At 72.1% G+C, this 12,405-nt stretch carries 11 protein-coding genes; 5 read left to right on the top strand and 6 right to left on the bottom strand.

Annotation, left to right across the window (positions count from 1 at the left end):
• Together DEP02_RS16345 and DEP02_RS16340 are read right to left on the bottom strand one after the other, a co-directional pair.
• Positions 1–490 (bottom strand): hypothetical protein (locus DEP02_RS16345; protein WP_112468056.1); only part of this gene is annotated, 490 nt, incomplete at its 3' end.
• Between the two features lie 57 nt (positions 491–547).
• Complete coding sequence (locus tag DEP02_RS16340) at positions 548–1,873, bottom strand: DUF2252 domain-containing protein (RefSeq protein WP_112468055.1); 1,326 nt, start codon at positions 1,871–1,873, stop codon at positions 548–550.
• Between the two features lie 328 nt (positions 1,874–2,201).
• Here DEP02_RS16340 and dnaE point away from each other — a divergent pair, with 328 nt between their 5' ends.
• The gene (gene dnaE / locus DEP02_RS16335) at positions 2,202–5,741 is read left to right on the top strand and encodes a DNA polymerase III subunit alpha (RefSeq protein WP_112468054.1); all 3,540 of its coding nucleotides are present in this window, start codon (positions 2,202–2,204) and stop codon (positions 5,739–5,741) included.
• Between the two features lie 81 nt (positions 5,742–5,822).
• On the opposite strand, the gene DEP02_RS34040 is transcribed toward dnaE, so the two are convergent.
• Positions 5,823–5,999, bottom strand: coding sequence for a hypothetical protein (locus DEP02_RS34040; RefSeq protein WP_198668463.1), 177 nt, complete (start codon positions 5,997–5,999; stop codon positions 5,823–5,825).
• Between the two features lie 234 nt (positions 6,000–6,233).
• Here DEP02_RS34040 and DEP02_RS16330 point away from each other — a divergent pair, with 234 nt between their 5' ends.
• The 4 genes from DEP02_RS16330 (at position 6,234) to DEP02_RS16315 (ending at position 10,294) form a co-directional block, all read left to right on the top strand.
• A complete protein-coding gene (locus DEP02_RS16330; RefSeq protein ID WP_112468053.1) occupies positions 6,234–7,460 on the top strand; it encodes an NYN domain-containing protein in 1,227 nt (408 codons plus the stop codon).
• Positions 7,461–7,577: 117 nt separating this feature from the next.
• Entirely contained in the window at positions 7,578–8,552 is a 975-nt protein-coding gene (locus DEP02_RS16325; protein WP_112468052.1) for an ABC transporter ATP-binding protein, read from the top strand.
• A 175-nt stretch (positions 8,553–8,727) separates the two neighbouring features.
• Positions 8,728–9,549, top strand: coding sequence for an ABC transporter permease (locus tag DEP02_RS16320; protein WP_112468051.1), 822 nt, complete (start codon positions 8,728–8,730; stop codon positions 9,547–9,549).
• Between the two features lie 34 nt (positions 9,550–9,583).
• Complete coding sequence (locus DEP02_RS16315) at positions 9,584–10,294, top strand: hypothetical protein (protein WP_112468050.1); 711 nt, start codon at positions 9,584–9,586, stop codon at positions 10,292–10,294.
• Positions 10,295–10,341: 47 nt separating this feature from the next.
• On the opposite strand, the gene ybaK is transcribed toward DEP02_RS16315, so the two are convergent.
• The 3 genes from ybaK to DEP02_RS16300 all read right to left on the bottom strand — a co-directional run.
• Positions 10,342–10,893, bottom strand: coding sequence for a Cys-tRNA(Pro) deacylase (gene ybaK, locus DEP02_RS16310; protein ID WP_112468049.1), 552 nt, complete (start codon positions 10,891–10,893; stop codon positions 10,342–10,344).
• 11 nt (positions 10,894–10,904) lie between these two features.
• A complete protein-coding gene (locus DEP02_RS16305) occupies positions 10,905–11,645 on the bottom strand; it encodes an LON peptidase substrate-binding domain-containing protein (protein WP_112468048.1) in 741 nt (246 codons plus the stop codon).
• 11 nt (positions 11,646–11,656) lie between these two features.
• Positions 11,657–12,405: hypothetical protein (locus tag DEP02_RS16300; protein ID WP_112468047.1), on the bottom strand; the 749-nt coding region annotated here is incomplete at its 5' end.

Below are 12,405 nucleotides of genomic sequence, written 5' to 3'. Positions count from 1 at the left end.
GCTCGCCGCGCCGCAGCCAGCCGGCCGCGAGCAGGCCGACGCCGACGTGCGCGGCCAGCAGCAGCCAGGCGGTGGCCGGGTCGGCGTGCGCGAGCAGCGCGGCGAGCCGGTCGGTGTCAGTGCCCGTCATCCGCGCCAGCGGCGTGCCGACGTCGGTGCGTCCGCCGCACAGCAGGTCGAAGCCGACCGAGCGCAGGGGACCGGCGACCGGGCCGCCCGCGGCGCCGTAGCAGACGTGCTGGCCGGTGGTGAAGACGGTGTCGGCGGCCAGCTCCAGCGGGATCAGCAGGGCGGCGATCCGCCCGAAGCCGCGCTCGCCGCCGGCCAGGGCGTAGGCGAGCACGAACACGGCGGCCGCGACCGCGGCCACCGTGTTCAGCGGCAGCGGGACCTGGGACAGCAACACGTGCGACGCGGTGCTGAGCGTCACGACCACGGCCGTGAACAGCGCCGCGCGCACGGCTCTGAGCTGGGTCCCGGATATGTCCATAGCGAGATACGAGTGTGTCACGCGGGCCGGTAAAGCCCTGTTAAAGGGTCCTGTTCGTCACAGACCCGGAATCCGCCCGTTGCGGAACAGGTCCACGAAGATCCGGTGGTCGGCACGCGCGCGTGCCCCGTACGCGTGCGCGAAGTCGACGAGCAGCGGCGCGAAGCCCTCCTCGTCGCCCGCGATCGCCGCGTCGATGGCCCGCTCGGTGGAGAACGGCACCAGCGACTCGCCGGAGAGGTCGTCCGCCGCCGCGTGCATGGCGGCCGTGGCCCGGCCCAGGTCGGCGACCACCTGCGCGATCTCCTCCGGATCGTCGATGTCGCCCCAGTCCAGGCCGACGGCGTACGGGGAGACCTCGGAGACCACCTGGCCCGCGCCGTCCAGCTCGGTCCAGCCCAGCCACGGGTCGGTGTGCGCCTGCAGGGCGCGGCGGCAGACCACCGTGCGATGGCCCTCGTGCTCGAAGTGGCCGCGGATCGCCTGGTCGATGACGTACCGGGAGACCGCCGGGCTCCGCGCCTGCCTGATGGAGATCACCACGTCGTCCTCCAGGGCGTCGCTGTGGCCCTCCAGGAGGATGTCGTACGACGGCAGCCCGGCCGGGCCGGTCCCGGTGCCGCGGCGGCCGGCGACGTCCTTCACGCGGTAGAAGTCCGGGCGGGCCAGCGACGCGTCCGGCAGCGTCTCCAGATAGCCGTCGAAGGCCGCGAGCACCTTGTAGCGGGTGGCGGCGTCCAGCTCGATCGCGCCTCCGCCGGGCGCGAAGCGGCGCTCGAACTCGCGGATCCCGGTCAGGGACTCCAGCAGCCCGAGGCGGGTCAGGGAGCGGGCGTCGCGCAGCGTGTCCAGGAGGGGGCCCTCGGCGGTGTCCAGGGTGAAGGGCGGCACCTCGTCGCTCTTGGCACCGGTGGCCAGGGCGTGGATCCGGTCGCGGTAGGCGGTCGCGTAGAGGGTCACCAACTCGGTGATCTGCGCGTCGCTGAGCGCCTTCGCGTACCCGAGGACGGCCAGGGAGGCGGCGAAGCGCTTGAGGTCCCGGGTGAACGGGCCGACGTACGCCTCGTCGAAGCGGGTGACGCCGAAGACCAGACAGCCGTTGGCGTCCAGGTGGGTGCCGAAGCTCTCCGCGTGCAGATCGCCGTGGATCCACACGCGCGAGGTCCGCTCGTCCAGGTACGGGCCCCCGCGCCGGTCGGCGCCCAGGTCGTGGTGGAAGAGGCAGGCCGTGCCCCGGTGGAACGCGAGGGCCGAGGCCGCCATCCTGCGGAGCGTGGCGCGGAACGCGGCCGGGTCGGAGGTCAGGAGCTCGCCGAAGGCGGTGTCGAGGACGGCGAGGATCTCCTTGCCGCGCTGCTCGTCGTTGAGCGGGTGGACCGACATCGCGGGATGCCTCCAGGTGCGGTGGTGCGCTGACGTGTGGCGTGGGTCCGGCCGGGCCTTCCCTCACACCAACGTCCGGCGGTGCGAGGGAGTGCCCGCGCCCTCCCGCCCGAAGGTACGGCGCGGACCGGCCCACCCGTCACCCGACCACCACCCCTCATCGAGGCTCCCCCAGTGCTGGACGCCTGGGGGCACCCCCATCGCGCCGCAGTGCCCGTCTCGATGTCAGTGCCGGGGCCTAGACTTCGAGGCTGATCCCCGGACTGTCCGAAGCCCGTCGCTTACTCTTCCTGCCCGTCGTCTTACTCTTCCTGATGGAGGCCGAACCGTGTCGAAGCCGCCGTTCACGCACCTGCACGTGCACACCCAGTACTCGCTGCTGGACGGTGCCGCGCGGCTGAAGGACATGTTCGAGGCGTGCAACGACATGGGCATGACGCACATCGCCATGTCCGACCACGGCAACCTCCACGGGGCGTACGACTTCTTCCACTCCGCGCAGAAGGCCGGCATCACGCCGATCATCGGCATCGAGGCGTACGTGGCCCCCGAGTCCCGGCGCAACAAGCGCAAGGTGCTGTGGGGCCAGCCGCACCAGAAGCGGGACGACGTCTCCGGTTCCGGCGGTTACACCCACAAGACGATGTGGGCGGTGAACAGGACGGGCCTGCACAACCTCTTCCGCCTGTCCTCCGACGCCTACGCCGAGGGCTGGCTGCAGAAGTGGCCCCGCATGGACAAGGAGACCATCGCGCAGTGGTCCGAGGGCATCGTCGCCTCCACCGGCTGCCCCTCCGGCGAGGTGCAGACCCGGCTGCGCCTCGGCCACTTCGACGAGGCCCTGAAGGCCGCCGCCGACTACCAGGACATCTTCGGCAAGGACCGCTACTTCCTGGAGCTGATGGACCACGGCATCGACATCGAGCGCAGGGTCCGTGAGGACCTGCTGCGGATCGGGAAGAAGCTCGGCATTCCGCCGCTGGTCACCAACGACTCGCACTACACCTACGCGCACGAGGCCGGCGCCCACGACGCCCTGCTGTGCATCCAGACCGGCAAGAACCTCTCCGACCCCGACCGCTTCAAGTTCGACGGCACCGGCTACTACCTGAAGTCCACCGAGGAGATGTACGGCATCGACTCCTCGGACGCCTGGCAGGAGGGCTGCGCCAACACGCTCCTGGTCGCCGAGATGGCCGACACCACGGGCATGTTCGAGAAGCGCGACCTCATGCCCAAGTTCGACATCCCCGAGGGCTACACCGAGGTCACCTGGTTCCAGGAGGAGGTCCGCCGCGGCATGGAGCGCCGCTTCCCCGGCGGCATCCCCGAGGACCGCCAGAAGCAGGTCGAGTACGAGATGGACGTCATCATCCAGATGGGGTTCCCGGGCTACTTCCTCGTGGTCGCCGACTTCATCATGTGGGCCAAGAACAACGGCATCGCAGTCGGCCCCGGCCGGGGCTCCGCGGCCGGCTCGATCGTCGCCTACGCGCTCGGGATCACCGACCTCGACCCCATCCCGCACGGCCTGATCTTCGAGCGGTTCCTGAACCCCGAGCGCGTCTCGATGCCCGATGTCGACATCGACTTCGACGAGCGCCGGCGCGTCGAGGTGATCAGGTACGTGACGGAGAAGTACGGCGCCGACAAGGTCGCCATGATCGGCACCTACGGCACCATCAAGGCCAAGAACGCGATCAAGGACTCCGCGCGCGTGCTGGGCTACCCGTACGCGATGGGCGACCGCATCACCAAGGCCATGCCCGCCGACGTCCTCGGCAAGGGCATCCCGCTGTCCGGAATCACCGACCCCGAGCACCCGCGGTACTCGGAGGCGGGCGAGGTCCGCTCGATGTACGAGAACGAGCCGGACGTGAAGAAGGTCATCGACACCGCACGCGGCGTGGAGGGCCTGGTCCGGCAGATGGGCGTGCACGCCGCCGGCGTGATCATGTCCAGCGAGACCATCACCGAGCACGTCCCGGTCTGGGTCCGGCACACCGACGGCGTGACCATCACCCAGTGGGACTACCCGAGCTGCGAGTCGCTCGGCCTGCTGAAGATGGACTTCCTGGGCCTGCGCAACCTGACGATCATGGACGACGCCGTGAAGATGGTGAAGTCCAACAAGGGGATCGACATCGATCTCCTCGGCCTGGAGCTGGACGACCCCAAGACCTTCGAACTGCTCCAGCGCGGCGACACCCTCGGCGTCTTCCAGTTCGACGGCGGCCCCATGCGCTCCCTGCTGCGCCTGATGAAGCCCGACAACTTCGAGGACATCTCCGCCGTCTCGGCCCTGTACCGGCCGGGCCCGATGGGCATGAACTCCCACACCAACTACGCCCTGCGCAAGAACGGCCAGCAGGAGATCACCCCCATCCACCCGGAGCTGGAGGAGCCGCTCAGGGAGGTCCTGGACGTCACCTACGGCCTGATCGTCTACCAGGAGCAGGTGCAGAAGGCCGCCCAGATCATCGCCGGCTACTCGCTGGGCGAGGCCGACATCCTCCGCCGCGTGATGGGCAAGAAGAAGCCGGAGGAGCTGGAGAAGAACTTCGTCATCTTCCAGGCCGGCGCCCGCAAGAACAACTACAGCGACGAGGCCATCCAGGCCCTGTGGGACGTGCTGGTCCCCTTCGCCGGCTACGCGTTCAACAAGGCCCACTCCGCCGCGTACGGCCTGGTGTCGTACTGGACCGCCTACCTGAAGGCCAACCACCCCGCCGAGTACATGGCCGCCCTGCTGACCTCCGTCAAGGACGACAAGGACAAGTCGGCGGTCTACCTCAACGAGTGCCGCCGCATGGGCATCCGGGTGCTCCCGCCCAACGTCAACGAGTCCGAGTCCAACTTCGCCGCGCAGGGCGACGAGGTGATCCTCTTCGGCCTGTCCGCCGTGCGCAACGTCGGCACCAACGTCGTCGAGTCGATCATCAGGACCCGCAAGGCCAAGGGGAAGTACGCCTCCTTCCCCGACTACCTCGACAAGGTCGAGGCGGTGGTCTGCAACAAGCGCACCACCGAATCGCTGATCAAGGCCGGCGCCTTCGACACCATGGGGCACTCCCGCAAGGGCCTCACCGCGCAGTACGAGCCGATGATCGACAACGTGGTCGCGGTCAAGCGCAAGGAGGCCGAGGGCCAGTTCGACCTCTTCGGCGGGATGGGCGAGGAGACCGGCGACGAGCCCGGCTTCGGACTGGACGTGGAGTTCTCCACCGAGGAGTGGGACAAGACGTATCTGCTCGCCCAGGAGCGGGAGATGCTCGGCCTGTACGTCTCCGACCACCCCCTCTTCGGCCTGGAGCACGTGCTCGCCGACAAGGCCGACGCCGGTATCTCCCAGCTCACCGGCGGCGAGCACGCCGACGGCGCGGTCGTCACCATCGGCGGCATCATCTCCGGCCTGCAGCGCAAGATGACCAAGCAGGGCAACGCCTGGGCGATCGCCACGGTCGAGGACCTGGCCGGCTCCATCGAGTGCATGTTCTTCCCGGCGACGTACCAGCTGGTGTCGACCCAACTCGTCGAGGACGCCGTGGTGTTCGTCAAGGGCCGCCTGGACAAGCGGGAGGACGTGCCCCGCCTGGTCGCGATGGAGCTGATGGTCCCCGACCTGTCCACCGCGGGCGCCAACGCGCCGGTGATCCTCACCATCCCCGCCCTGAAGGTCACCCCGCCCATGATCAGCCGCCTCGGCGAGATCCTCAGCCACCACAAGGGCGACAGCGAGGTCCGCATCAAGCTGCAGGGGCCGCGCAAGACGACCGTGCTGCGCCTGGACCGGCACCGGGTCAAGCCGGACCCCGCGCTGTTCGGCGACCTGAAGGTGCTGCTCGGCCCGTCCTGCCTGGCCGGCTGACGCGAGCGAGGGGCGTGCCCGCAACACCGGGTACGCCCCTCGTGGTTACGTGGGCTCGTTCAACGGCCCGTGCCCGGGGCCTCAGTTGTGGCCGAAGCGCTTCTGACGTCCCTTGCGGGGCGTATCAGCGGGACTCGTCTGCGGCGCGTGGTGGTGTTCGGGCTGCGACTCCGTCACGGAGTGCTCCGTCTCCTGCGGGCCGTTCGCGGTCACGGTCGTCTTCTGCCGGCTGCGGTCCTGCTTCCGGTTCTTGGCCATGGTGATCAGCCTCCTGTGGGGGATCTAGGGGCCAGGGCCGGGACCAGACTCACATAGGCCGTCAATGAACGCATGTCGGATAATTACCGCATGTAACACGGGTCATCGGACCGCCGGTCCCGGAAACGCCACGCCGAAGATCGAGTTCGGGCCGTTAACCCCGGCCGGGTCGGGCAGACTCGAAGCAAGCCCGAAGCCAACCCGAAACAACCTCCCGGAAAGAGGGTGGATCGCGTGGACCGCTGCATCGTCCTGGTGGACGCCGGGTATCTGCTGGGGGCCGCCGCGAGTCTTCTCGCCGGGGAGCCGTCGCGGTCCCGGATCACCGTGGACCACACCGCCCTCGTCCAAGGGCTGCGCGAACAGGCCGAGTCCGACACGCAGCGGCCCCTGCTGCGCATCTACTGGTTCGACGGCGCCCCCGACCGCGTACCGCAGCCCGAGCACCGCCGGCTGCGCGTGATGCCCCGGGTCACCGTCCGGCTCGGCGCGCTCACCCGCAGCGACGGACGCTGGGCGCAGAAGGGCGTGGACGCCGCCATGCACGCCGAACTCACCGAACTGGCCCGCAACCGTGCCTGCTCCGACGTCGTCCTCGTCACCGGTGACGGCGACCTGCTGCCCGGCATGATGGCTGCCAAGGAGCACGGCGTCGCCGTCCACCTGTGGGCGGTGCAGGCCGCCGACGGCGACTACAACCAGTCCGAGGACCTGGTCGCCGAGGCCGACGAGCGGCGTGTCCTGGACCGTACGTGGATCACCAAGGCCGTCCGCGCCAAGGAATTCGGCGGCGTCTGCGCGCCCCCGCCCGCGCCCCGCCCCGAGATCGCCGCGATCCTCTCCGCGCCGCTGCCCGAGTCCGGGCTCGGCACCACCGCCGAACGCCCCGCCGAGCAGCGCCCGCACCCGGCCGCGGCTGCCGGTCCGGCCGGCACCGAGGGACGGGCACCGGCCGGCAAGGGCGTGCCCACCCCCAAGGACCTCGCCGCGCTGCGCGCCCCCGGCGCCCCGCCCGCCCCGCCCGCCCAGCACCCCACCACGGCCACCCTGCGCTGGTCCTCCGACCGCGGCTGGGTGGACCGCCCGGGCGTGACCGCCGAGCCCCCCGAGGCCGCCTCCATGCCGATCCTCGCCCAGCTGACCACGGCCGAGCAGCGGTGGGCGGACCGGGAGGAGGACATCACGACCGTCGGCGGTGACCCGTACGAGGTCGGGCAGGTCTTCGCCCGGCGCTGGGTGGAGCGGCTGGGCGACCAGGCGCACCTGCAGAGGCTGTCGTCGATGTACCCGCGGATCCCGCACCGCATCGACGGCGAGCTGCTGCGCTACGCCGCCCGGTTCGGGCTGCTCGCGCACAAGGACGACCAGATCGACGAGCACGACCGGTACGCCATCCGGGCCGGTTTCTGGCGGGAGATCGACGTACGGACCTCCACCGAGCACGCCCCCGCGGGCGACTGAGGCGGGGCCCCCACCGGGCAGGGGCCGACCCGAGGGCGAGCGAGGTCCGCCGACCCCGTACCCTCGTCCTTTGTGAGCACGCGCGCGGTACAGGCACTTCGGTCCGGGGACGACGTCGTGTGCGCGGTGCGCGGACTGACCAAGACCTATCCCGCGCTGCGCGGCCGGCGCGGCGTGCCCGCGGCGCCCGAGGTACGGGCCACCGACGGGGTCGAGCTCGACGTCCGGCGCGGTGAGATCTTCGGACTGCTCGGCCCGAACGGCGCCGGCAAATCCACCCTCGTACGCCAGCTCACCGGGCTGATGCGCCCCGACCACGGCACCGTACGGATCCTCGGCCACGACATCGTGGCCCACCCCGAGCGGGCCGCGCGGATCCTCGCCTACCTCGGGCAGGAGTCCGGCGCCCTGGACGAGCTGACCGTCTCCCTCGCCGCCGAGACCACCGGACGGCTGCGCGGCCTGGACCTCAGGCAGGCGCGTGCCGAGCGCGACGCCGTCCTGGACGAACTGGGTCTCACACCGATCGCCGGGCGCCCGCTGAAGAAGCTCTCCGGCGGCCAGCGGCGGCTCGCCTGCTTCGCCGCCGCACTGGTCGGCGAGCGCTCGCTGCTCGTGCTCGACGAGCCGACCACCGGCATGGACCCGGTGGCGCGGCGGGCGGTGTGGTCCGCCGTCGACCGGCGGCGTGCCGAGCGCGGCACCACGGTGGTGCTGGTCACCCACAACGTCATCGAGGCCGAGACCGTCCTCGACCGGGTCGCCGTCCTCGACCGGGGCCGGGTCATCGCCTGCGACACCCCGGCCGCGCTCAAGGAGCGGGTCTCCGGCGAGGTGCGCGTCGAACTGGTGTGGCGGGAGCGGGCTCCCCTGGAGGTCGCGGAGGTCGCCGCCCTCGAGGAGCGGGCCGTGGAGTCCGGGCGCCGCTGGACACTGCGGCTCGCGCCCGAGGAGGCCCGCGCCGTCGTCGCCACGGTCACCGGCGGGGCCGCCTACGCCGCCCTGGACGACTTCACCCTGGCCACGCCCAGCCTGGAGGACGTGTACCTGGCACTGGGTGGCGCCGCCCGGCAGGGGCTGGTGAAGGTGTGAGTGCGCGGGCCGGGGAATCCGTATGGGATCGATGGGAGGATCGACGGGATCGCGCGGGCGCCGCGGGGAACCCGTCCGGCGCCGGGAGCGCGGCCGGAACGGCACCCGCACCCGCCACGCGCACCGCGTTCGTCGTGGGGGCGGCGTCCGCCGCAGGGAAGAGGAGCAGTTCGACGTGAGTGTCGTACCCGCCGGTGTGCTGCCGGGCGCGACGGCCGTACAGGACGGCGGCGCCGGTCCGGCGGCCGAGCTCGGGCCGCCGGCGCGGCTGTGGCCGTCGCTGGCCGCGGTGTACCGGGCCCAGCTGTCACGCGCGCGCGTGGCGCGGATACCGCTGCTGTTCGTGGCGACCTTCCAGTCGATCGGCATCATGATCATGATGCGGGGCGTGGTCAGCGGCGGCAGTGAGGCCCAGTACGTGGTGGCCGGCGCGTCGGTCGTCGTCGTCGCCTACGTCGCCCTGAACCTGCTCGCCCAGTACTTCGGGCAGCTGCGGGCCAGCGGCGGGCTCGACCACTACGCGACGCTGCCGGTGCCGCCCGCGGCCGTGGTGCTGGGCGCGGCGGCAGCCTACGCGTCCTTCACGGTGCCGGGCGCACTCGTGACCGCCGCGTTCGGATCCGTGCTGTTCGGGCTGCCGCTGGGCAACCTGTGGGTGCTGGCGGCGGTGATCCCGCTCGCCGGGGCCGCGCTCTCCGGACTCGGCGCCGCCTGCGGGCTGCTCGCGCCGCGCCCGGAACTCGCCACCCTGTTCGGACAGCTGGGCATGTCGGCGGCGCTGCTGCTCGGCGTGCTGCCCCCCGACCGCATGCCGGAGGCGGTACGGCTGCTGCGCGACCTGCTGCCGTCGACGTACGGCGTGGAGGCGTACGCGCGCACTTTCGCGGCCCGGCCCGACTGGGTGCTGGTCTTCACCGACATGGCCGTCTGCGCCGGGGTCGGGGTGGTCTCGCTGGCCGTCGCCACCTGGGCGTATCGCCGGGCGGCCGTTCGGTGACCCGGGTTTTCGACGCAACTGGCACGATGACGAGGTGACCGCTCCGTTGACTCCGTCTCCGCCGCCGCACCGGCGGCCCTCACAGCCGTTCCGGTCCTCCGGGCACTCAGGGCAGCCCGGGCACTCAGGGCACTCAGGGCACCTCGGAGGCGCGCAGGGCCGGCAGGTGCCGCCCGCCGGGATCCGGGCGGTGACCGCCTACGACCAGGACGGCCCCGGGCTGAGGGCCGAGATTCGGGAGGCCGTCGTCGTCCTGGTGGCCGTGGCGCTCGGCGGGGTGCTGCTGGGACTGCTCTGGCTGTGGCTGGCACCGCGGGTGCCGCTGGTCGGGGACGTCTCCTGGAACAACTGGGTCGTCTACCCCAAGGACACCGAGGGCGAACAGGCGATCGGGATCGACGGAACGTTCACGCTGCTGGGACTGGCCTTCGGTGCGGTGAGCGCGGTGGCCGTTTTCCTGGCGCGGCGACGTGGGGGTGTGCCGCTGGTGGTGGCACTGTGCGCCGGGGGGCTGCTGGGGTCGCTGCTGGCCTGGCGGCTGGGGGTGGCGCTGGGGCCTGAGCGGGATCTGATCGCCCATGCCAAGGCGGTGGGCAAAGGAGTGACGTTTCCGGCGCCGCTGCAGTTGGGGGCGAAGGGGGCGTTGCTGGCCTGGCCGCTGGCCGCGCTGGTCGTCCACCTCGGGGTGACGGCGCTGTTCGGGCCGCGGGATCCGGAGCCGTACGAGGAGACTCCGGCGCCGTAGGCTGCCGTCGCGCGGGGGGCTTGCCCGCGCTCGCGGGGTGCCCGCGACTACGAGCGACCGATCGGGGCCAGCACCGCGTTGGTCAGGCCCGCCAGGTCGGCCGGGGACAGTTCCACCTCCAGGCCCCTGCGGCCCGCCGAGACACGGACCGTGGCGTGGGCGGTGGCCGAGTCGTCCAGGACCGTGGGGAGTCTCCTGCGCTGGCCCAGGGGTGAGATGCCGCCGCGGACGTAGCCCGTGGTGCGTTCCGCGAGCGCGGGGTCGGCCATGGCCGCGCGCTTGCCGCCGACCGCCGCCGCCAGGGCCTTGAGGTCCAGGGAGCCCGCCACCGGCACCACGGCCACCGTCAGCGTGCCGTCGACGTCGGCGACCAGCGTCTTGAAGACCCGGTCCGGGGAAACCCCCATCGCCTCGGCCGCCTCCTCGCCGTAGGAGGGGTGGGAGGGGTCGTGGTCGTAGGCGTGGACCGTGTACTCCACGCCCGCGGAGGTGAGGGCCACCGTCGCCGGCGTACCGCCCGCCCGTCGCCCGCCACCACCCTTCTTCGGATGCGCTTCGCGCGCCCCTCTTTCCTGCTGCTTCTTCGCCTTCTTCGCCATGTGCGCAGCTTTCAGTTCAGGCTGGTCGCGCCACGCGTCAGGTCCGACGCCGGCAGTGACGGCAGACTACGGATGATCGCCGTCTCCGTGCGCAGGAGTTTCAGCTCGTCGCGCAGCCGCGAGGACGTGTCGGGCGCCTGGAGCAGCCGCTGCTTGGTCGGCGTGTCGAGCATCATCGCCGCCGCCACCAGGTACGACACCACGCTCGGCTCGTCCGGCAGCTCCGCGCCCGTGGCCAGCGACCGCTCCCGCGCGCCCGCCAGCCGCTTCTGGTACTGGCGGAAGGACCGCAGCACCCCCTCGGCCAGCGCGCCCGCCTCGTCGCCGGGCTCCTCGGTCAGCTCCTGCAGCTCGGCCACGAGGAACGGGCCGGAGGCGTCCACCGACAGCAGCCGCACCCGGGTGGTGCCGGTGGCCAGCACCTCGAAGGTGCCGTCGGCCCGCTCCCGTACGGTCGCCGCGTCCGCCACGCAGCCCACGCCGTGGAACGCCTTGGCCGGGTCGGGGCCGAAGCCGGCCGCGGCGCCGCGCTCGGGCAGAGCTGTCGGATCGGGCAGGCCCGGGGCGCTCGCGGCCACTTCGTGGCCGTCACGGATGGCCACGACGGCGAACCGGCGCGGTTCGTCCTCGGGTGTCTTCAGCAGCGTGCGCATCATGGCGCGATAGCGCTCCTCGAAGACGTTCAGCGGGAGCACCAGCCCCGGGAACAGCACCGAGTTCAGCGGGAAGAGCGGGAGGCGGACGGTGGTCACGGCGCAAAAGCCTAATGCTCGCGGGAGCGGCCGTGTCCGCCGCGCTCTCTTCGCGGCCGCCGGGACGGCTGCGCCGGCGGTGCCGCCACCATGTCGCGGCGCAGCCGGAGGAACAGGCCCAGCGGGTCGTCCGACAGCCGGTCCCAGGGGAACGAGGTGGCGTACGGGCCGGTGAGGCGCAGCTGGACCAGGGCGTCCTCCCGGCGGCCGAGGCGCACCAGGACGTAGGCCAGCAGGTTGCGGAACTCCGCGGGCCGGGGCACGGCCGCCGGGAAACCGGCGGACAGGGCGATCGCCCGGTCGGCGGCCACATCCAGCCGGGCCCGGGGTATCTCGGGTCCGCAGCCGTCGGTCAGGTAGGTGAAGGCGGCCCGCAGCGGCAGGGCCTGGGCGAGGGAGCCGGCCGGGGCGTCCTGGGCGGCCAGGTCGGCGAAGTCGAAGCACTCGCGGTGGGAGCCGTGCCAGCAGGAGGCCAGGTAGCGCAGGGCGGCGACGTGGCAGCCGTAGTGGTGCGGGGCGCGGCGGACCGCGGCCTCCCACAGCTCCTCGAAGTACCGGTGCCCGGCGCGGCTGCCGCGCGCGTGGTCCAGCGCGACCCGCCACGGCACAGGGTCGCGGTCGTCGGCGCGCGCGGCGGCCGTGATCAGCGGGCTGACCTCGCGCAGCAGCTCGGCCCGCGCGGGCGAGGGCCAGGCACGGTCGACCGCGAGCTGGGCGGCGACCAGCAGCGCGTCCGGGTCCCGGGGGGCGGCGGCGCGCC

The sequence above is a fragment of the Streptomyces triticisoli genome (assembly GCF_003270085.1).
Taxonomy (GTDB): Bacteria; Actinomycetota; Actinomycetes; order Streptomycetales; family Streptomycetaceae; genus Streptomyces; species Streptomyces triticisoli.
Note: the sequence above shows the minus strand (reverse complement) of the source record. Positions and strands in the feature narration are given on the sequence as shown.